Source organism: Mesoflavibacter zeaxanthinifaciens subsp. sabulilitoris, from assembly GCF_014191595.1.
In the GTDB taxonomy this organism is placed as follows: Bacteria; Bacteroidota; Bacteroidia; order Flavobacteriales; family Flavobacteriaceae; genus Mesoflavibacter; species Mesoflavibacter zeaxanthinifaciens.
Genome location: NZ_JACHWV010000005.1, coordinates 112,404 through 133,178, shown reverse-complemented (window position 1 = coordinate 133,178; position 20,775 = coordinate 112,404). Strand labels below are relative to the sequence as shown.

17 protein-coding genes are annotated in these 20,775 nt (G+C 32.5%); 7 read left to right on the top strand and 10 right to left on the bottom strand.

The features are described from left to right. Nucleotides 1-9 precede the first annotated feature (9 nt). The gene (gene dxs, locus FHS04_RS08825) at nt 10-1,788 is read right to left on the bottom strand and encodes a 1-deoxy-D-xylulose-5-phosphate synthase (RefSeq protein ID WP_106677341.1); all 1,779 of its coding nucleotides are present in this window, start codon (nt 1,786-1,788) and stop codon (nt 10-12) included. A 41-nt stretch (nt 1,789-1,829) separates the two neighbouring features. On the opposite strand from dxs, the gene FHS04_RS08820 reads away from it, so the two are divergent. Beyond that, nucleotides 1,830-2,279: a nucleoside deaminase gene (locus FHS04_RS08820; protein WP_106677343.1), complete on the top strand. Its 450-nt coding sequence runs from the start codon at nt 1,830-1,832 to the stop codon at nt 2,277-2,279. A gap of 111 nt (nt 2,280-2,390) precedes the next feature. Here the strand turns inward: FHS04_RS08820 and FHS04_RS08815 are convergent, their stop codons facing one another. From FHS04_RS08815 to FHS04_RS08785, 7 genes are all read right to left on the bottom strand, one after another. Beyond that, nucleotides 2,391-2,630, bottom strand: coding sequence for a hypothetical protein (locus FHS04_RS08815; protein WP_027879531.1), 240 nt, complete (start codon nt 2,628-2,630; stop codon nt 2,391-2,393). 10 nt (nt 2,631-2,640) lie between these two features. Beyond that, complete coding sequence (locus tag FHS04_RS08810; protein WP_106677345.1) at nt 2,641-4,422, bottom strand: chloride channel protein; 1,782 nt, start codon at nt 4,420-4,422, stop codon at nt 2,641-2,643. Nucleotides 4,423-4,472: 50 nt separating this feature from the next. Then, a complete protein-coding gene (gene aspS, locus FHS04_RS08805) occupies nt 4,473-6,227 on the bottom strand; it encodes an aspartate--tRNA ligase (RefSeq protein WP_106677347.1) in 1,755 nt (584 codons plus the stop codon). 87 nt (nt 6,228-6,314) lie between these two features. Further along, nucleotides 6,315-9,818: an efflux RND transporter permease subunit gene (locus FHS04_RS08800; RefSeq protein ID WP_106677350.1), complete on the bottom strand. Its 3,504-nt coding sequence runs from the start codon at nt 9,816-9,818 to the stop codon at nt 6,315-6,317. Between the two features lie 11 nt (nt 9,819-9,829). Then, a complete protein-coding gene (locus FHS04_RS08795; protein ID WP_106677352.1) occupies nt 9,830-11,002 on the bottom strand; it encodes an efflux RND transporter periplasmic adaptor subunit in 1,173 nt (390 codons plus the stop codon). Between the two features lie 12 nt (nt 11,003-11,014). After that, nucleotides 11,015-12,334, bottom strand: coding sequence for a TolC family protein (locus tag FHS04_RS08790; RefSeq protein ID WP_106677354.1), 1,320 nt, complete (start codon nt 12,332-12,334; stop codon nt 11,015-11,017). Between the two features lie 20 nt (nt 12,335-12,354). After that, complete coding sequence (locus FHS04_RS08785; protein WP_106677356.1) at nt 12,355-12,960, bottom strand: TetR/AcrR family transcriptional regulator; 606 nt, start codon at nt 12,958-12,960, stop codon at nt 12,355-12,357. Between the two features lie 118 nt (nt 12,961-13,078). Here FHS04_RS08785 and FHS04_RS08780 point away from each other — a divergent pair, with 118 nt between their 5' ends. From FHS04_RS08780 to FHS04_RS08755, 6 genes are all read left to right on the top strand, one after another. Then, a complete protein-coding gene (locus tag FHS04_RS08780) occupies nt 13,079-14,053 on the top strand; it encodes a polyprenyl synthetase family protein (RefSeq protein WP_106677358.1) in 975 nt (324 codons plus the stop codon). Further along, the gene (locus FHS04_RS08775) at nt 14,053-14,403 is read left to right on the top strand and encodes a hypothetical protein (RefSeq protein ID WP_106677360.1); all 351 of its coding nucleotides are present in this window, start codon (nt 14,053-14,055) and stop codon (nt 14,401-14,403) included. The genes FHS04_RS08780 and FHS04_RS08775 overlap by 1 nt, the downstream gene beginning before the upstream one ends. 55 nt (nt 14,404-14,458) lie before the next feature. Then, nucleotides 14,459-14,893, top strand: a complete 435-nt coding sequence (locus FHS04_RS08770; RefSeq protein ID WP_106677362.1) for an RrF2 family transcriptional regulator — start codon at nt 14,459-14,461, stop codon at nt 14,891-14,893. A gap of 116 nt (nt 14,894-15,009) precedes the next feature. Further along, nucleotides 15,010-15,741 (top strand): iron-sulfur cluster repair di-iron protein, encoded by a 732-nt coding sequence (gene ric / locus FHS04_RS08765; protein ID WP_027879521.1) that lies wholly within the window; start codon nt 15,010-15,012, stop codon nt 15,739-15,741. Nucleotides 15,742-15,855: 114 nt separating this feature from the next. Then, the gene (locus tag FHS04_RS08760; protein ID WP_106677365.1) at nt 15,856-17,067 is read left to right on the top strand and encodes a hypothetical protein; all 1,212 of its coding nucleotides are present in this window, start codon (nt 15,856-15,858) and stop codon (nt 17,065-17,067) included. Next, entirely contained in the window at nt 17,039-17,503 is a 465-nt protein-coding gene (locus FHS04_RS08755) for a hemerythrin domain-containing protein (RefSeq protein WP_027879519.1), read from the top strand. The genes FHS04_RS08760 and FHS04_RS08755 overlap by 29 nt, the downstream gene beginning before the upstream one ends. 303 nt (nt 17,504-17,806) lie before the next feature. On the opposite strand, the gene FHS04_RS08750 is transcribed toward FHS04_RS08755, so the two are convergent. Next, entirely contained in the window at nt 17,807-19,807 is a 2,001-nt protein-coding gene (locus FHS04_RS08750) for a TonB-copper family protein (RefSeq protein ID WP_106677367.1), read from the bottom strand. A gap of 122 nt (nt 19,808-19,929) precedes the next feature. Next, complete coding sequence (locus tag FHS04_RS08745; RefSeq protein WP_027879517.1) at nt 19,930-20,775, bottom strand: hypothetical protein; 846 nt, start codon at nt 20,773-20,775, stop codon at nt 19,930-19,932.

The window sequence follows — 20,775 nt, the reverse complement described above, 5'->3', positions numbered from 1 at the left end:
GCAGACTAACTAGTCTGCTTTTTTTATGTTTTTAAATAAAATTTTTAGACTTTCAGAATCAATACCGTTGATTTTTTGTAGTTCTTCTGTAGTGCCATGTTCTATAAATTCATCCTTTATTCCTTTTGTGATAAAGTTGCTTTTATAGTTGTACTTTGCGGCAAACTCTAAAATAGCACTGCCAAATCCACCAGAAACAGTTCCGTCTTCAACAGTGATAATTGTGTGGTGTTTTTTTAATATTGAATGAAGTAAAGCCGCATCCAATGGTTTTACGAAGCGCATGTCGTAATGAGAAAAAGTTTCAGGGTTTTCAATGCTGTTAAGTGCTTCAGTAACATTTTTTGAAATCGTTCCAATAGATAGCACAGCAACTTCTTTACCTTCTTTTAATTGCTCGCCTTTACCAATTTCAATTTTAGAAAATGGTTGTTTCCAATCTATTGTAATTCCTCTACCTCTTGGATATCTTATCGCAATTGGGTGATTTAGTCCTAATTGAGCAGTGTAAAGCATATTACGTAATTCAACCTCATTTCTTGGTGCATAAATGATCAAGTTTGGGATGCAACGTAAATAGGCCAAATCAAAAACACCATGATGTGTCGCGCCATCTTGTCCCACTAATCCTGCACGATCCAAACAAAAAATAACAGGTAAGTTTTGTGTAGCAACATCATGTATAACTTGATCATATGCACGTTGCATAAATGTCGAATAAATATTACAATACGGAATTAACCCTTGTGTAGCCATTCCTGCAGCCAAAGTAACTGCATGCTGCTCGGCAATACCAACATCAAAAGCACGGTCAGGAAACGCTTCCATCATATATTTTAAAGAGCTTCCGGTTGGCATAGCTGGTGTGATGCCAACAATGTTTGGGTTCGTTTTAGCTAATTCTACTATAGTATGACCAAAAACATCTTGATATTTAAGTGGTTGAGGTTTAGTTTCGGTTTTTGCAATAAGCTCGCCAGATTTTGCATCAAATTGTCCTGGAGCGTGGTATTTTACTTGATCGGCTTCAGCTTGTTTAAGACCTTTTCCTTTGGTGGTAATAACATGAAGAAACTTTGGTCCTTTAACAGATTTTAATCGCTCAAGTTCGTTAATTAAAGCTGGTAAATCATGACCGTCAATTGGTCCAGAATAGTCAAAATTTAAAGCTTCAAAAATATTATCTTGTTTTTGAGTGCCTTTTTTAACGTTGGTTAAATACTGTTTTAAAGCGCCAACACTTGGGTCAATTCCAATTGCATTATCGTTTAAAATCACTAGTAAATTAGCTTTGCTTACTCCAGCATGATTTAAACCTTCAAACGCCATACCACTAGCTATAGAAGCATCTCCAATTACAGCAATATGTTGTGTGTTTAAATCGCCTTTTATTCTTGAAGCAATTGCCATGCCTAATGCTGCCGAAATTGATGTAGAAGAATGTCCAACACCAAACGCATCATACTCACTTTCTTTACGCTTAGGAAATCCAGAAATACCATTTAGTTGTCTGTTAGTTTCAAAAATATCACGTCTTCCGGTTAAAATTTTGTGTCCGTAAGCTTGATGACCAACATCCCAAATTAATTGGTCTTTTGGTGTGTTAAATACATAATGTAGAGCAATAGTAAGTTCTATTACGCCTAAGCTAGCACCAAGATGACCTTCTTTAGTGGCAACAATATTTATGATAAATTCACGCAATTCTTTAGCTAAAAGTAATAGCTGTTCTTGATTTAAGGTTTTTAAATCGTTTGGCGAATTTATATGTTGAAGTATTTTGCTCATTATACTACAAATGTAGTATCTTAAATTGTATTTTTACGCTTATGATACAACCTTTTGATGATACTTATTTTATGAAAAAAGCCTTGCAAGAAGCGCAAGAGGCTTTTGATAAAGATGAAATTCCTGTTGGAGCTGTAATTGTAATTAAAGACCGCATTATCGCAAGAGCACATAATCTTACCGAGCGATTAAATGATGTAACGGCACACGCCGAAATGCAAGCCATTACTGCTGCTGCTAATTTTTTAGGCGGAAAATATTTAAAAGATTGTACGTTGTATGTCACTTTAGAGCCTTGCCAAATGTGTGCTGGTGCATTGTATTGGAGTCAGATTAGTAGGATTGTTTATGCAGCTAGGGATGAACAACGCGGATGTATTAATTTAAACACCAAATTGCATCCTAAAACTAAAATGGAAGGTGGAATTTTAGCTGAAGAAGCTTCTGCTTTAATGAAACGGTTTTTTATTGAAAAACGAAATCTAAACTAATGGTCTTTATGTTGGCTGAAATGTGCGTTAGCGATAGTAGTGACATCCTTTTTGTTTATTGAAAACAAAAAGATATAACGGATAGCGCGACCCGATAGGGTAACGCCCAAATTATAATTTACGTTTGTCACCTTCTTTGTCTCTCATCTCTTGGAGTTTTTCTTTGGTAAGCATGTAGTCTTCAACTTTTTTGTTTTTCCAACGGTGATAGGAAAACAACGGAATAACCACAAAAAATAAGCCTAAAACGCCAAAGCCAATTAACTTTTGGTTGTCTACATTGTCTAATGCATAACCGCAAATTATTGATGCTAAACTGGCTATAAAAGCTAATAAAATTAAGTATTTCATTAAGGTGATTTTAAGATTTTGTAAAGTTAATTAATTGGCGTCGATATGCTGTTAATAATTTAGATTTTGAGACAAAACCAATGTATTTATGGTCTTTAACGACAGGTAAATTCCACGCATTAGAGTTTTGAAATTTAGTCATTACATCTTTCATAGAATCGTTTTTATAATCAATAATATCTGGCGCGTTGTGCATTAAATCTTCTACAAAAGTGGTGTCGTATAGGGTTTGGTTAAACATGATTTCTCTAACATCATCCAATAAAATTATTCCGACCAAAGTCTTATCTTTTTTAATAACAGGAAATAAATTTCGGGTAGATTTTGCAACGCCTTTATGAAGCATTTCGCCTAAAGTCATTTTAGGATTTAGCGCAATAAAATTAGTTTCTATTACACTATCTAAAGTCATTAAAGTTAATACGCTTTGGTCTTTATCGTGTGTTAGAAGTTCGCCTTTTAAAGCAAGTTCGCGAGTATAAATGGTGTAATCAAATGCATTTTTTTTGATTATAAACGACATGGATACAGCAATCATTAAAGGAATAAATAATTCGTAACCGCCAGTAATTTCGGCAATTAAGAAAATAGCAGTTAAAGGCGCATGTAATACACCAGCAATTAGTCCTGCCATACCAATTAAGGTAAAGTTGGTTTCTGACACGTAAAATCCTAAACCAAGATTGTTAATGACTTTTGCAACCACATTACCTAAAGCGCTTCCCATAACCATAGTTGGAATAAAAATTCCTCCTGCTCCGCCAGCCGCAAAAGTTGTTGTCATTGCAATAGCTTTAAAAATAGTAATACCAAAAAGTAAGGCAATTACAACCCAAATATTATCCTTAAAAGCATCAAAAGGCGTTGTGCCAAGCGCGCTTAAATGATCGCCAGCAAGTAGATTGTTTATAAATCCAAAACCTTCACCATAAAGTGGCGGAATTAAAAATAACATACCACCAATAGCTAATCCTCCAACTATTAATTTTAACAGTTTGGTTTTAAAACGCTCAAAAAACTGAAGGATAAAAAAATACATTTTAGTAAAGTAAATAGAAGCAAATCCAGTACCTATACCTAAAACCACATAAAATAAAGTATCTTTTATTTGAAACTTATCCGAAAAATTAAAGTTGAACAATAAATCGTCTCCTAAAAAGAAGTAAGACGTTAATACGGAAGAAACCGAAGCAATTAATAACGGTAATAATGAAGCAAAAGTTAAATCTAAACTAAACACTTCTACCGCAAAAATAATTGCTGCAATTGGTGATTTAAATATTGAAGAAATTGCTCCTGCAGCAGCACAACCAATTAATAACGTTCTTGTTTGTTGATTAACATGGAATAGTCGTCCTAAATTAGAACTTATTGCAGATCCAGAAGCTATTGCTGGTCCAAGTAATCCAACAGATCCACCAAAACCAACCGTTAAAGGTGCAGTTATTAATGGAATATAAATTTTAGACCGATCTATTAATCCGCTTCTTTTTGATAGTTTAAATAGAATTGAAGGAATAGCATGTTCTATATTTTTCTTTGAAATGTATTTGACAAACAGATACACTAAAAACAATCCTATAACCGGTAAAATAAAGTAAACTTGGTTTTTAGAAAAGACTGCAAGATTGTCTAAAGCACCTTCTATAGTAAATGTGATGTTTCTTAACGTTACTGCAGCAAGTCCTGCTAATAATCCAACCAAACCACTTAAAATATAAGTAAAAGTTTTTTCGGAGATGTGCTTTAACCTCCATATAAAAAAACGTTTTAAAAGCGATTGTTTAGGCATACTTAAAGTTAATCAAAAAATCCTGCAAAGGTTGCAGGATTTTTTTTGATTTATGAATTAAGTTTTAAACTTAAATTAAGTTCGTCTAATTGTTCATCATCAATTGGTGCAGGCGCATCTATCATGACATCTCTACCACCATTGTTTTTAGGGAATGCAATAAAATCTCTAATCGTTTCTTGTCCACCTAAAATTGCTACTAATCTATCTAATCCAAATGCAAGTCCGCCATGTGGTGGCGCACCATATTCAAAAGCATCCATCAAGAATCCAAATTGTGCTTTAGCTTCTTCTTCGCTAAAACCTAAATGTTTAAGCATAATGGCTTGAGTTTCTTTATCATGAATTCTTATTGATCCACCACCAATTTCGTTTCCGTTTAATACTAAGTCGTAAGCATTAGCTTTAACGTCTCCTGGTTTAGTATCTAATAATTCTATTTGACCAGGTTTTGGAGATGTAAATGGATGGTGCATTGCGTGGTAATGACCAGTTTCTTCATCAAGCTCTAATAATGGGAAGTCGATTACCCAAAGTGGTGCAAATTCGTTTGGTTTACGTAAACCTAAACGTTCTGCCATTTCCATACGTAAAGCACTAAGTTGTGCGCGTACTTTGTTAGTGTCTCCTGAAAGTATACAAATTAAATCGCCAGCTTTAGCGCCAGTTTTTTCTGCCCATTTTGCAAGATCGTCCTGATCGTAAAATTTATCTACCGAAGATTTGTAAGTACCGTCTTCGTTACATTTTACATAAACCATACCTAAAGCACCAACTTGGGGACGTTTTACCCAGTCTATAAGTTTGTCTATCTCTTTACGAGTATATGATGCAGCATCAGGTACTGCGATACCAACAACTAATTCGGCATTATTAAATACACCAAAATCTTTGTGTTGTGCAACATCGTTAAGCTCTCCAAACTGCATACCAAATCTAATGTCTGGTTTGTCGTTTCCGTAAAGGCGCATAGCATCGTCATAAAGCATACGTGGGAATTTTTCAACTTCAACACCATTGACTTCTTTTAACAAATGACGTGTTAAATCTTCAAAAACATTTAATATGTCTTCTTGCTCTACAAACGCCATTTCGCAATCTATTTGCGTAAATTCTGGTTGTCTATCTGCACGTAAATCTTCGTCTCTAAAACATTTTACTATCTGAAAATATTTATCCATGCCTCCAACCATAAGTAATTGCTTGAAGGTTTGTGGTGATTGTGGAAGCGCGTAAAACTGACCTTCGTTCATTCTACTTGGTACCACAAAATCACGCGCGCCTTCTGGTGTAGATTTGATTAAATAAGGTGTTTCTACCTCTATAAATCCTTGGTTTGATAAAAAGTTTCTTACCTCTTGTGTGACTTTAGATCTAAAGATTAAGTTGTTTTTTACGGGATTACGTCTAATATCAATGTAACGATATTTCATACGTAATTCTTCACCACCATCAGTTTCATCTTCTATTGTAAAAGGTGGTAATTTAGATTCGTTAAGAATGGTTAATTCTTTTACTAAAACTTCGATATCACCTGTTGGTATATTTTTGTTTTTAGATTCGCGTTCGATTACGGTTCCTTTAACTTGAATTACAAACTCACGACCTAACTTTTGTGCTTGTTCCATGATGGATTTAGGCGTACGTTCTTCATCAAAAATAAGTTGAGTAATTCCGTAACGATCACGTAGATCTACCCAAATCATAAATCCTTTATCTCTAGATTTTTGTACCCAACCAGAAAGGGTAACGTCTGTATTTATATGTGATGCTCTTAACTCACCACAGCTATGACTTCTATACATAATTATGTTTTAGTAGGTGCAAATTTAAGCAATAAAAAAACCGAAGCAAGTGCTTCGGCTTTTTTATTTAGAAGTGATTAAGGGATATTAAATGTCTTCTGCGATTACTTCTGTTTTATTAGAAGAGAATTTATTTCTAATCCACATTTTTAATTTCATTGTTAAGAAGAATAATACCGGAACAACAATTAATGTTAAGAATGTTGCAACAAATAATCCATAAATTACTGTCCAAGCTAATGGTCCCCAAAATACAACGTTGTCTCCTCCCATATAGATGTTTGGATCAAACTCGCTAAACAATGTAAAGAAGTTAATGTTTAATCCTATAGCTAGTGGTATTAATCCTAAGATTGTAGTAATAGCAGTTAATAATACAGGTCTTAAACGTGCTTTACCAGCTTTTACGATGCTTTCAAAAAGATCGTCGTTGCTTAAAAATTCGTTGTCGTCTAAGTCTAATTCGTTTTTCTTTCTATCTATTAAAAGCTGTGCGTAATCTAATAGTACAACACCATTGTTTACCACAATTCCGGCAAGCGAAATGATACCAACCATTGTCATCATAATAACGAATGCTTTACCAGTTATAACTAATCCACCAAATACACCAATAAAACTTAGGAAAATAGCTAACATTATAATAGCTGGTTTTGAAACCGAATTAAATTGGAAAATTAAGATGAAAAAGATTAATCCAAGTCCTGTAAAAAATGCACCCATTAAAAATGCCATTTGCTTGTTTTGCTCTTCAATTTGACCCGTATAATCTATTTTGATGTTTTCTGGTAAACCTTCAAAGCTTTTCATTTCATTCTGAATTTTTGTTACAATTGCGCCAGCATCTGTATAACCTGGTGCTAATGCAGAATATACCGTTACAACACGTTTAGTGTCTTTATGTTTAATGGCACTAAACCCTGAATTGTTTTCGTAAGATGCAACTGCAGAAACAGGAACGCTTACTATTTGTCCAGTAGTGTTTCTAAATGTGATATTTTGATTAAATAACGCACTTGTATTGTATCTGTTTTCTTCGTTAAAACGAACGTAAATATCATAATCATCACCACCTTCTTTATAAATCCCAGCTTTAGAACCAAAGATTGAATTACGTAATTGTTGCCCTACTTGCGCAGAGCTTATTCCTAATTCTCCAGCTTTTTCACGATCTACTATAACTTGCATTGATGGTTTATCTTTATTTACATCAATTTTAAGCTCGTCAATACCAGCAATATTTCTTGAGTTGATAAACTCACGCATTTTTTCGGCAGTAGCAATTAACTCGTTATAGTCTTCACCTTCAATTTCAATATTAATTGGCGCTCCAGCAGGCGGACCATTTTGGTCTTTTTCAACAGATATTAATACACCAGGATAAATACCAACAAGCGCTTCTTGTACTTTTTGTCTTAAAAGCTCACTATCTTCACCACGACGGTATTTATACTCGCGCATTGATGCAGTAATCTTGGCTTTATGAGGCATTTCGGCAGCAGATCCACCATCGGTTTGTGGGTTACCAGCACCTTCACCAACTTGAGAAACTGCACTTTCTACCATAAAGTTATAGTCGCCATCTTTATATTGATTGTTGTCTAAAACTTTGTAGACGCGTTGCTCAATTTCTTTAGTAATAGCGTTTGTTTTTTCTATTGCAGTTCCTTGTGGATATTCTATATAGACAATAATTTGATTAGGTTTATTGTCTGGGAAAAATTCAACTTTAGTACGTTGTGATCCTAATGAAATACCGAAAGCCACAAATGATAAAATAAGTAATGCAAATGTGCCTAAACTTAATATGTATGGTTTTTTACCTGATAAAGCCCAACGTAATTGTTTTTCGTACCAGCGCTCTAACTTAACTAATGTTTTATTTTGGAAGTTGTTTGCCCAACCACGTAACACAAGTCTGTAAACCCATAACATTATAGCAGTAAATACCATAAGTGTACCTAAACCACGATAGCTACCGCCAACTATTAAGACTAAAATTCCTATAACAGCCATGATTACTGTTGTACGAATAATTTTATTTAATGGCATGTCTTTATCTTCTGTACTCATAAATTGAGATACTAATACTGAGTTGAAAAAGATAGCTACAAATAGCGATGATCCTAATACTACTGAAAGTGTGATAGGTAAAATCATCATAAATTCTCCCATAATACCTGGCCATAAACCAAGTGGTACGAATGCTGCAACCGTAGTTAATGTAGATATAATAATAGGGAAAGCAATTTCTCCGATTCCTTTTTTTGCAGCTTGCATACGCGTCATACCTTCTTCATCCATTAAACGATAGACGTTTTCTACTACAACAATACCGTTATCTACTAGCATACCAAGTCCCATAATTAGTCCAAAAAGTACCATGGTATTAAGACTTTGTCCTAATAATTCTAAAATCATTAAAGACATAAACATAGACATTGGTATGGCAAAACCTACGAATATTGCATTTTTAAATCCTAAGAAGAACATTAAAACTGTAACCACTAAAAGTACACCAAAAATAATGTTGTTTACAAGATCGTCTACCTGACCAATAGTTACAGAAGATTGGTCGTTTGCTATGGTAACAGTTAAATCTTGAGGAAATACATTGTCTTTTGCATTTTTTACAATGACTTGAATTTGCTCTGCAGCAGCAACCATGTTTTTACCAGCACGTTTTTTAACGTCTAACATCACTACTGGATGACCAAATTCTCTAGCAAAGGTTGTTTTGTCTTCTTCTTTAAAAGATACTTCAGCGATATCTTTTAGGTAGATAGCGTTTCCGTTTTCAGATTTTACAACAAAATTTTCTAATTGAGCAGGATCTTCGATTTCTCCTAAAATACGAATGGTACGTCTTTGTCCGCTTGCTTTTAAATTACCAGCAGACATAGTAACATTACCATTATTTATAGCGCCTATAATATCGTTAAAAGTAACTTGAGCAGCCATCATTTTATAGATGTCTACAGCGACTTCAACTTCTTTTTCTTGTGCACCACGAATGTCTACTTTTTTGATTTCTAAAAGGTCTTCAATTTCATCTTGAAGATATTCGCCGTAATCTTTAAGTTTTTCAATTGGATAATCACCGGAAATGTTAATGTTAAGAATTGGCATTTCTTCAGAAAGACTTAACTCGAATACATCAGGTTCTACTTTTGCACCATTAAAGGTTGGCCAATCTTCGCCAGATGTTTTGGTGTCAACTTCATCTTTAACTTTTTGTTTGGCTTGTTCTACAGTTATGTTTTCGTCAAATTCTACCATTAACATCCCATAATCTTCTTGAGAAGTAGATGTAATTTCGACCACGTTGCTAACTGTTTTAAGCTCGTCTTCTAATGGATCTACGATAAGTTTTTCTATGTCTTCTGCTGTGTTACCAGGGAAAACAGCGCTTACGTATATTTTAGTCTCGTTAACTTCTGGAAAGTTTTCTCTTGGCATACTGAAAAACGCAGATACACCTAAGTAAAATATGACCAAAATAAGTACATACATTGTGGTTTTATTGTTAATTGCCCACGATGATAGTGCAAACTCTTTGTCTACTTTTTTATTTTTTTTCTTTTTAGTCATTGGTTGATTTTTTAGTATTTAATGACTTTAACTGTTTGTCCGTCTTTTACGCTACGAGCACCTTCTTTAATAATTTCGGTACCGTTTTTAATGCCTTCAAGCACTTCTATAACATCACCTTGTGTTTTACCAGTTTTGATGATTACTTTAGTAGCAATACCTTCTCCGTTTTTCTTTTTATCTTTAATAGTATAAAGGTATTGCTCGCCTTCTGCATTTTCAGATATAATGCTTAGTGGTACTAGTAGCGCTTCTTTGTTAGTATAATCGTTAATTTTTAATTTGGCAGTTAAGTTTGGTTTAATGTCTTTGTCTTTATTAGGAACAGGAACTTCAATTTTAAATGTTCTGTTAGCTGGGTTTATATAATCTCCGGCTTGTCTAATTTTGGTATCAACAGTTTTGTTAATTACAGGAATTGAGACTGTAACATCTTTACCTTTGGTTACATCTGTTATGTAACTTTCTGGTACATCTGTTTCTATGTACATATCATTTAGATTAACAATGCGCATAAGCGGTGTTTGTCCTGCAGCAACAACGCTTCCTTGTTCTGTAATTACATCATCTATAGTTCCAGAAAAAGGAGCTTTTACACTAGTTTTTGAGACTTGTTGTTGTAGTTGATTAACAGCTTCTTGTTGCGCTTCGTAATTTGATTTTGATTGTAAGTATTGTATCTCGCTACCAATATTTTGGTCCCAAAGACGTTTTTGACGCTCAAAAGTTGTACGCGCTAAATCTGCTTGAATTTTTAATTGTGCCAATTGTTGGCTTAATCCGCCATCATCAATTTTTGCTAATAATTGTCCTTTGCTAACTTTTTGGCCTTCTTTAACGTATACATTTGTTAGTATGCCATTAAATTCTGGTGTAATAACTAATAGGTTTTTTGTGGTTACGTTACCTTGAATTTCTAATTGGTGATTAAAAACTTCAGTTTTGGCTGTAATTGTAGTAATTAATGGTACTTTTTTTACAGTGTCTATTTTTGCAATAGCTTCATCTAACTGTTTGATTTTTGCATGTATTTCTTCTTGATTTTCTACAAGCTCTGCGCGTTTAGCTCTAATGGTTTCTAGATTATTAGTTTCTAAAACACTTTCTACGGTATTTTTCTTTTTATCACCGCCACAAGCTACTAATAATAGTGATGTAAGGATTATTAATTGTATATGTTTCATTGTTTTAAGAGTTTAGTATTTGGTTGTTGTGTTGGTTAATGTTTCTAATTCTGCTTTGGTGTTAATTACGTCTAACATAGCTTGTAAAAATTCTTGTTGTGCTGTGTATAGTTGTGTTTGTGCTTGTCTTAGTTCAAAACTAGATCCAACACCTTCAAAAAATTTAGTTTGATTTTTATTTTCGATTCTCTCGGCAAGATTAAGATTTTGCTTTTTGTTTTCGTATTCTTCTGTTGCTAGAATAAAATCGCTTTTAGCAGCTTCAATTTGTAATTTTAATTGTTGCTCGGTTTCATCTAGATTTATTTGAGCTTTTTCTAAGTTAATTTGTGCACGTTGTGTTGCTGCACTACGCATGCCAGAACTAAAAATTGGGATGTTTAATGAAGCGCCAAATGTAGCTGTGCCAATCCATTTTTGTTGATCTGATAAGAATTTAAACTCGTTATTATTCCCAATATAAGCACCGCTTAAAAAGGCGCTTAAAGTTGGTAGTGCTTTACTTTTTTCAAGTTTTAACAGTAATTCTTTAGAGGTTTTATCGTTGGCAGCTATCTTATAATCAATTGTGTTTTTTACATCTGCATCTTCTATACCGTCTTGAAGTATGTTTTTTACAGTTAAACTTTCTAAGTCGTCGGTTAAAATTATTGGAGCATTATAGTCTAGACCTATAGTTATACTTAACATTTGATAGGCTAGATTTTTTAATCTTTTAGTATTGTTCAAGTTACTTTGCACACTAGATAATGTGATTTGTAATTGTTCTACACTTTCTTCTTCTTCTAATCCATTTTCATAGATTTTAGTGGTTTCATCTAAGTTTTTCTGAAGAATTTTAATGTTATTCTCTAAAATTGAAACACTTTCTTCTGCCATTAATACGTTTCCGTAGGCATTAATTACTGCTTTTCTAACTTCTAAATCTGTTTTTTCTTTAGAGTTTTTAGAAATTTCTAAATAGACTTTTGCAGATTGTAATCCAACTAAATAAGAACCATCAAATAGTAACTGACTTAATGTAGCCGAAGCGTTTACAGAGTTTTTTGCTCCAAAATCTGGGATACCATCTTGGTTAAAATCTACAGATTCAAACTGTTGTTTGATTAGGTTTTGATAGTCAACAGCAGCGTTAATTTGAGGTAATCCTGTTGCGGTAGTTTCCCATTTTTGTTTTTTTGCTGCTTCGATATCTAAAGTAGCATTTTTAGCTTGCCTGTTATTTTCTAAAGCAAAATCTATAGCTTCTTGTAAGCTAAAATTTTGTGGTGTCTCTTGGGCAAACCCAAAGTAAGACAATGTGATTATTAGTAATTTGAATAACGATTTCATTTATATTCTTTTGGTAGTTTTTATGATTGATTTATTTCTGTTAGTTCTTTTAAAATATCTAAACCTTTTGTTGTACAAATTCCACGAACATGATATTCTAGATAATTATCCATTAACATGTTCATTGAGAAATTTTGTAAAGGAAATAATTCTCTATCCTTTAAAGACATCATGCAATTAAAGTATAGTCTAGATATAAATTGAATGTTGATGCTTTTTCTATATAATCCTAATTCTACACCGCGATTTAAATTATTTACAACACAATCTTGCATTAAGTAATATTGCTTTTGCTTTAATGATTCAAAAATTTTTGGATAATACTTTTGAAGTTGATGTTGAGGTGAAGATTTTTCGTCTTTCAAATGTTCCATTATAAAACGCTTAATTTCATAAATTTCTTCAATAGGGTTTTTCTCTAAAGAACAAATACAATTAATGCCTTTAGATATCATATCAAACATATGCAATGTTGTAGCTTCTACTAGCTTTGTTTTGTTATCAAAATGTTGATATATAGTTTTTTTTGAAATACCTAAAGCATTAGCTATATCATCCATTGTTACGCTTTTAAACCCGTAGTTTAAAAATAAATCTGCTGATTTGTTTAAAATATTCTCTCTCATAATCTGGGCAAATGTACGTCGGGAAACTTTAAAAACAAAAAAAGTTTCCTAAGTTTTAATGATTTTTTAACATGCGATTATTTTAGTTTAATATGTGTAATTGCTTTATTTTTGCAGGATGCAAAATATCTCTAATTATCAAAAAGCGTTTATAGCGTATTTACAGCAATACGCAAAGCCAAAACAGCCAGAAAACTTATATAATCCTATAAATTATATTCTAGAATTAGGCGGAAAAAGATTAAGGCCAGTACTAACTTTAATGACTGCCGAAATTTTTGATGCTAACCATAGAGATGCTTTTGATGCAGCATTAAGTGTAGAGATTTTTCATAATTTTTCATTAGTGCATGATGATATTATGGATGATGCACCATTACGTCGTGGACAACAAACTGTACATGAAAAATGGGATATTAATACAGGTATTTTGTCAGGAGATGCAATGCTAATTATGGCTTATCAACTATTTGAAAATTATGAGCCAAAAACGTTTCAAGCATTAGCCAAATTATTTAGTAAAACAGCTTTAGAGGTTTGTGAAGGACAACAATACGACGTTGATTTTGAAACAAGAGATGATGTTACTATCTCAGAATACTTAAAAATGATTGAGTATAAAACAGCTGTGCTAGTTGGTGCAGCTATGAAGATGGGAGCTATTGTTGCAAAAACGTCTGAAGAAAATAAAGAAAGCATCTATCACTTTGGAAGATTGTTAGGTATAGCTTTTCAGCTTCAAGATGATTATTTAGATGCATTTGGTGATCCAAAAACGTTTGGAAAGCAAATAGGAGGAGATATAATTGAAAATAAAAAAACATACCTGTATTTAAAAGCATTAGAGTATTTGGATGCAGATAAAAAAAGGCAATTAGAGCAATTATATTCGGTTCAATTAGAAGATAACAAAGATAAAATAGAAACTGTAAAACAGTTTTTTGTAGAAAGTGGATCTGCAAAAGCAACTCAAAATGCTATTGAAGAATATACAAATAAAGCATTTAAGATTTTAGATGACTTAACTATCTCTGAAGAAAAAAAGCAGCTACTAAAGGAGTTTGGAATGGGATTAATGACAAGAAAAGTCTAATGAAATTACCAGCAACATTTGAAAACTTAATTGAAGACGCCACAAAATTAAATTTGTATAAAAAATTAGTCTCTCAACTAAACAAAGATTTTTTATACGCTAATATAGATTTAGATTTTGATGAAGATATCTTACCGACTAGTTTGAAGTTGTTGTTACAAGACACGGTATATAGATTAATACAAGAAAAATTTACAGAATATCTTAATTTACTATATATAATTGATGTGCCAGAACATCAAATTAAAGCTCTAGATGGTAACGATGCTTTGCAGTTAAGTGAAAACGTTTCATTTTTAATCCTAAAAAGAGAATGGCAAAAAGTATGGTTTAGACATCAATATTCTTAAATTAAGATGTTTTTGTCTTGATTAATTTTTTATCTTTGTAATAAATTATAAATAAATGTTTTCAAAAGCTTGCGAATACGGTATAAGAGCCTCAATTTTTATTGCTAAAAACTCTTATGAAGGGCAACGTGTAAGTCCTAAGGAGATTTCTGAAGAAATTAATTCTCCTCAAGCATTTACTGCAAAAATACTTCAAGCTTTAGTTAGAAACCATATTATAAAGTCTGTAAGAGGCGCACATGGTGGTTTTGAAATTGATAAAGATCAAATACCATTAATTAAATTATCTCAAATTGTTAAAGCTATCGATGGAGATGCTGTCTACAGTGGATGTGGCTTAGGTTTAAGTGCCTGCGACGAAAATCATCCTTGTCCTGTGCACGATAAATTTAAAGATATTAGAAATGGTTTGAAACAGATGTTAGAAACTACTAATTTAGAAGAATTAGCTATGGATATTAAGTTAGGTTCTTCGTTTCTAAAAACTTAAAATTACAATATAAAAAAGGATCGATTTCAACTTACAATTATTAGATTGAAATCGAGTTTCAATAAAAAAAATTTAAATATAAATAAGACAAATTTATCCGAAATAAATAATAAATCATGGAAGTATTACAAAAAAACATCGAAAAAGAAATAGGACAGTACGTTGCAGACGATTTTAGAACTGCAGCTATTTTTTCTAAATACAAAATAGATTTTTGTTGCAATGGTAATAGAACAGTTGCCGAAGCTTGCAAGAAAAAAGGTATTGATGAAGCTGCAATTATAGCAGAACTTAATAACGTTTTAAATGCCAAAACAGGCGAAAGTATAGACTATAACTCTTGGCCATTAGACTTGTTGGCAGAATATATAGAGAAAAAACACCACAGATATGTAGAAGAAAAAATACCTGTGTTACTTCAGTTTTTAAACAAATTATGTCGTGTGCATGGCGAACGTCATCCAGAATTATTTAAAATAAACGAGTTGTTTACAGCATCTGCAGGCGAGTTAGCCTCACACATGAAGAAGGAAGAACTAATCCTTTTCCCTTTTGTAAAGAGAATGGTTAATGCTAAATTAAAAAATGAAGCAATCCAATCACCACAATTTGGCACTGTAGAAAACCCAATTGCTATGATGAAGGAAGAACACGATAATGAAGGACAACGTTTTAGAGACATTGCAGAATTAACGGACAATTACAATCCGCCAGCTGATGCTTGCAACACGTATAAAGTTACCTTTGCTATGTTAGAGGAATTTGAAAAAGACTTGCATTTACATATTCATTTAGAAAATAACATTCTGTTTCCTAAAGCTATAGCGTTAGAAACACAATTTGATTGATAGCGATCCCTTATCTACTTTTTTTAACCTATAGTAAAATCCTGAAATGTTTTCCTCAGACATTTCGGGATTTTTATCTTATTTCATTACTTTTCTAACCCAACTAATTGATACATGCCAAAAAAATTAGTCATAGTCTGTTTAATTAATTTCTTTATTGCTGCAGTAATGGGATTGACTTTGCGTTTTTCTTTTATAGACTCTATTGATATTAATTATCGGTTTTTAACGCATGCGCACTCGCACGTAGCCATGTTAGGTTGGGTATATTTAATGTTATATGTACTTTTTGTACATTATTTTGTTCCAGAAAAACTTAAGGTCTTCAATCGGTTGTTTTGGCTAACAGAAGTTGCTGTAATTGGCATGATGCTTACTTTTCCGTTTCAAGGATATGCTGCTATTTCTATTACGTTTTCAACCTTACACATTTTTTGTAGTTACTACTTTGTGTATCTAATTTGGAAACACTGCAAAACCTCATCAAACGTAAGTCAAAAGTTGTTAAAAACAGCATTGTTATTTATGGTTGTTTCTACCTTTGGTGTTTGGTGTTTAGGTCCAGCAGTAGCAACACTTGGTCAGTCGTCTGCGTTTTATCAAATAGCAATACAATTCTTCTTACATTATCAGTTTAATGGATGGTTTTTAATAGCAGTTTTAGTGGTCTTTTTTCATCTTTTACAGGTTGAAAATTCTAAAATATTTAAACAGTTTTTCTGGTTATTAATTGCATCAACTTTATTAACCTTTGCATTGCCAACTCAATGGTTTGCACCTCATGATAGTTTATTGTGGATTAATGGTTTTGGTGTTGTTATCCAAATTTTAGCGCTGTATAAATGTTTTCAACTTATAAAACCGAAAATAAATACGCTGACAAATCAGAAAAACAAGCTAATATTTTATATGTATTGTTTTGCGCTGATTTGTTTTGTTTTAAAAGTAGTTTTTCAGTCACTTTCTATTTTACCTGAGTTTTCTCAAGTAGTTTATGAGCATCGTAATTTTGTTATTGGTTTTATCCATTTGTTAATGCTTGGTGTTATTAGTGGATTTTTATTTGCTTTTATCTTGAAAACTGATTTGGTTACGGTTTCAAAATCACTAACTTTTGGTGTTTATAGTTTTGTGTTAGGCTTTGTATTAACCGAATTATTACTGCTCATTCAAGGCATCAAGTACTATTTTAAAGGCGGAATCCTAACAGAATATTACCTGCTATTATTTTTATTTAGCATTTTATTGCCTTTAGGCATTAGTTTTATTTTATTAAATATTATTAAATCCAAAAAGTATGCAACATCAGCCACAAAAAAGACATAAAGCCTTGCAACCCTTAAGCAGAGAACATCATTTTGGCTTGTTATTGTGTTATAAAATTAAAATGGGTTTTCGATATCAGATAGCGACAAAACGTATTAAGACGTATGCTGACTGGTTTTACAAAACCCATTTAATTCCGCATTTTGAAATGGAAGAAAATCACATTTTTCCCATTTTAGGCAATGATCACGAATTGGTAAAACGTGCTTTGACAGAACACAAAAATTTAATACACTTGTTTGAAGAGAGTAATGATGAGACTATAACGTTGCAGCATATTAAAGACCAATTAGAACAGCATATAAGATTTGAAGAACGTGTGTTGTTTCCTGAAATACAAAAGATAGCTACGGAAGCAGAATTAATTGATATTGAAAAAATTCATCAACCAGAAGTTTTTGAAGATAATACTGATGATGAATTTTGGACAAAATAGGTCCAAAGATTATGTCGTCTTTTGATTATCAAATTAAAGGTTTTATCCTGTTTTCAAAACTTTGGGATTTTACTTCCGATGATTATCAGAATTAGTTTTTATAAACCTTTAATGGTTTCTTGTCATTTCGACAAAACGAGTGACGAGAAATCTCTTTATTATAAGATTCCTCTTCGTGCCTCATTCTTAATGACAGAAATACTTTTAAAAAAAGACCTCACAGATTTTAAAACCTGTGAGGTCTAATAGGTTTATGATTTATATATTTTTTAGTTCACACATTTAACCATGTTTATATCATTTTCAAGGAAATACATAAGATAAATTCACATAAAAATTGCGTCCTTGTCTTGGTATATTATTCCAGTCTGCATAGGTAGAATAATTGGCGTCTAAAATATTTTCGATACCATATTTTAGAATTGTTTTTCCGTTTTTACCATAAAATGCATGACCTAAATTAAGGTTTAAGGAAGCATATGAAGCGGTTTCATTTTCGCCATATAAACTACTAAAATTACTTTGATTGCCATTACCTTCTAGCTGTAAAGCTGCATTAAATTTTGATGTATTGTAATTAAATTCAGCAAAATAAGAGAACGGTTTTATAAGTGGTAAATTTTTGTTATTGCTTCCTTTACCATAGTTATAACCAATAGTTCCGTTTACTGATAATCGCTCAGAAATTTTATAGCTACTGTTTAAATAGATATCAAAAATAGAAGCATGGTCTAAAGCATTATAAACGCGTACTCCATTAGCACCAATAGTCATAGAACTTACGTTTGGCGCTAAATCTCCGATTATATAATCCATAATATAAAAGTAAGATGATTGTAAGCCAATTTCAAAATCATTGAATTTTTGGTTGAAACTAAAGTTGGCTTCTAGCGCTTTTTCATCTTTTAAATTTGGATTGCCTATGTAGTCATAATTATCAAAACTATTAAATATAAAAAAACCATAACCTTCACTTACCGATGGTGCACGTTCGCCATAACCTAAACCAAAAGAAAGCTTATAATTGTTCTTATTATACTTGTAAGCAGACGCAACACTTAATAGCGTTCTGTCTTTGGTGTCTTCTACATTATCATGAAAAATACCTAAACTTTCTACGCCTTCTTCTTTGGCTATCCTGTTGTTGTGTAAACCAAAGCGCACAGAAGATTCAAGGCTAGAATTATCGTTTAAATAATATGCGTCTTTGGCAAAAATACCTGTGTAACGTGTTCTAATATCTGGCCAAGTGTACATAAACATATCTGGTTCATTTGGGTTGTTAGAAAACATGGTCATTTCAGCTAAAGATTTATTATAAAACCCATTTAAGTTAAGAGATACATGGTGTTTGTCTTTAATAACATCTGCTTTGCTGTAAAATCCATAGGTATCACTCCATCCAGGCATATCCATTCTTATAGGAACAATTGGTCGCTTGGTGTCGTCCATTATATGAGTAATAGTGTTAAAATACAATTTGGTTTCTAATGTTTTTAAGGCTTTGTTTTCTGGTGTGTAATGATGGGTTAATGAGCTAATTAAAGCTTCTGCCAAAGATACATCCATTGGTAAAGCAGGATAGCCAACATCTGTGGCTTTGTCGTAAATAATATTGGCGTCTAGGCTTTGGGTTTCAGAGAATTTATAACCTGTTTGTAAGGATAGATTATATTTTTCGAACTGAGAATATAATACTTCTTTATTGTTACCAGCATCATAATTATCAGATGTTCTAAAAATCCCATCTGCACTTATAAAAAACTTGTTGCCTGCATATTCCAGATCTAATCCTGTAGCTTTGTAATTTCCGTTAGTTTCGTAACCTAAATCGATATTTGATTTTAGACCAGAACCATTAAATTTAGAAGTAGGTAATTGCAAATCGATGCCTCCACCAACACAATGTCCGTTTTCGGTACCTTCTTGACCAGAACCAATAGTTACTTTGTCAAGATTTGATACATCTACGTAGGATGTAATGGGATCCATTTTGTCAGTACAAGCACCAAAAATCTGCATGCCATCAATGGTTACTACCAAACGCTGGCTAACCATGTTGTTAACCGTTGGTTCCCAAGCATAATTACCTCGTTTTATCATCGTAACATTATTGGATTTTTCTAAGTAATCATCAATACTAGATAATGTTTTTTCTTGTCTGTGATTACTAAATTTACGTCGCGATACGATAAGGACTTCTTCTAATTTTGTCGTGTCTTTTTTGGCTTCTTCTTGCTGGTCTTGTGTAAAACCAGTTGCAGATACTAGAAGACATAAAAAGACTAATAGTTGCATTTTCATAGCAAAAAATTTTAGTGTTTAAATAAGTGTGAAATGCTGTCAATTTGAGAACAGCCGAAAAAACGGCTATTATTATTTTTCTATAGCATTTCGACTGCGCTCAATATGGCATATAATATAAATTAGAATTCTAGGTCTAAATATAAACTGCTAGATTCATTGTTTTCAGTAACATCTTCACCTTTTAAAACAGTTCCGGACGCGTCTAAAAGCTTCAGATTAAGCTTCCAATAGCCAGTCATTGTTAAGGATAAATTTCCGTAGTAAAAATGATCTGCACTGTTATACGTTAAATCTGTATTATTTGGTGAGCTATGATTACCCATTCCTGGCATACGCGGATCTAAAGCAATGGTGTAATCTTCCACAACTGGAAACGTCATCATATTTTCCATTTTAAAAAGACCTACTTTCATGTTATTTATTGCTATACTTGGGGCTTTAGGCGCTATCAAAGCTACAATATATCTACTATCGTCGCTACCCATAAAACTTGCAGTATTCTGGTTTTCGTATTGCATAACGTTTATAGTTTCTGTTACAGAATAGTCCACATCGTTAATAGTATAATCTAAAGTTAAAGACCAACCAGAACCATCTTCAAAAGTCATCTGATAGATTATAAAACCTTGGTAAACCGTATCTTTTCCTATTGCTTTTGTGATTTCGGATTTAGGACATGAATGTTGCATCGTTGGCATTTGCATTACTGGCATCCAAGAGATTGTAGCATCTTCTACGTATGTATTTGTGTTATTGTCTTTAATTCTTAAGCTAATCATGTTGTAACCAGTTTCAAACATTCCTTTTTCGTTATAAAGTTCTATAGATTGGTCACCATTTTCTATGGTTTTAATAAGTTGTAAATTTTCAACTTCATTAATTAGCATTGTGTCGTCATTATCGTCTGTTGAACATGAAAAGAATAGCGTAAAACATACGATTGGTAATAAATATTTAAGTTTCAT

Bases quoted from the DNA above. Each gene is read 5' to 3' on its own strand.
- dxs (WP_106677341.1), bottom strand. From the start codon at position 1,788: ATGAGCAAAATACTTCAACATATAAATTCGCCAAACGATTTAAAAACC.
- FHS04_RS08820 (WP_106677343.1), top strand. From the start codon at position 1,830: ATGATACAACCTTTTGATGATACTTATTTTATGAAAAAAGCCTTGCAA.
- FHS04_RS08815 (WP_027879531.1), bottom strand. From the start codon at position 2,630: ATGAAATACTTAATTTTATTAGCTTTTATAGCCAGTTTAGCATCAATA.
- FHS04_RS08810 (WP_106677345.1), bottom strand. From the start codon at position 4,422: ATGCCTAAACAATCGCTTTTAAAACGTTTTTTTATATGGAGGTTAAAG.
- aspS (WP_106677347.1), bottom strand. From the start codon at position 6,227: ATGTATAGAAGTCATAGCTGTGGTGAGTTAAGAGCATCACATATAAAT.
- FHS04_RS08800 (WP_106677350.1), bottom strand. From the start codon at position 9,818: ATGACTAAAAAGAAAAAAAATAAAAAAGTAGACAAAGAGTTTGCACTA.
- FHS04_RS08795 (WP_106677352.1), bottom strand. From the start codon at position 11,002: ATGAAACATATACAATTAATAATCCTTACATCACTATTATTAGTAGCT.
- FHS04_RS08790 (WP_106677354.1), bottom strand. From the start codon at position 12,334: ATGAAATCGTTATTCAAATTACTAATAATCACATTGTCTTACTTTGGG.
- FHS04_RS08785 (WP_106677356.1), bottom strand. From the start codon at position 12,960: ATGAGAGAGAATATTTTAAACAAATCAGCAGATTTATTTTTAAACTAC.
- FHS04_RS08780 (WP_106677358.1), top strand. From the start codon at position 13,079: ATGCAAAATATCTCTAATTATCAAAAAGCGTTTATAGCGTATTTACAG.
- FHS04_RS08775 (WP_106677360.1), top strand. From the start codon at position 14,053: ATGAAATTACCAGCAACATTTGAAAACTTAATTGAAGACGCCACAAAA.
- FHS04_RS08770 (WP_106677362.1), top strand. From the start codon at position 14,459: ATGTTTTCAAAAGCTTGCGAATACGGTATAAGAGCCTCAATTTTTATT.
- ric (WP_027879521.1), top strand. From the start codon at position 15,010: ATGGAAGTATTACAAAAAAACATCGAAAAAGAAATAGGACAGTACGTT.
- FHS04_RS08760 (WP_106677365.1), top strand. From the start codon at position 15,856: ATGCCAAAAAAATTAGTCATAGTCTGTTTAATTAATTTCTTTATTGCT.
- FHS04_RS08755 (WP_027879519.1), top strand. From the start codon at position 17,039: ATGCAACATCAGCCACAAAAAAGACATAAAGCCTTGCAACCCTTAAGC.
- FHS04_RS08750 (WP_106677367.1), bottom strand. From the start codon at position 19,807: ATGAAAATGCAACTATTAGTCTTTTTATGTCTTCTAGTATCTGCAACT.
- FHS04_RS08745 (WP_027879517.1), bottom strand. From the start codon at position 20,775: ATGAAACTTAAATATTTATTACCAATCGTATGTTTTACGCTATTCTTT.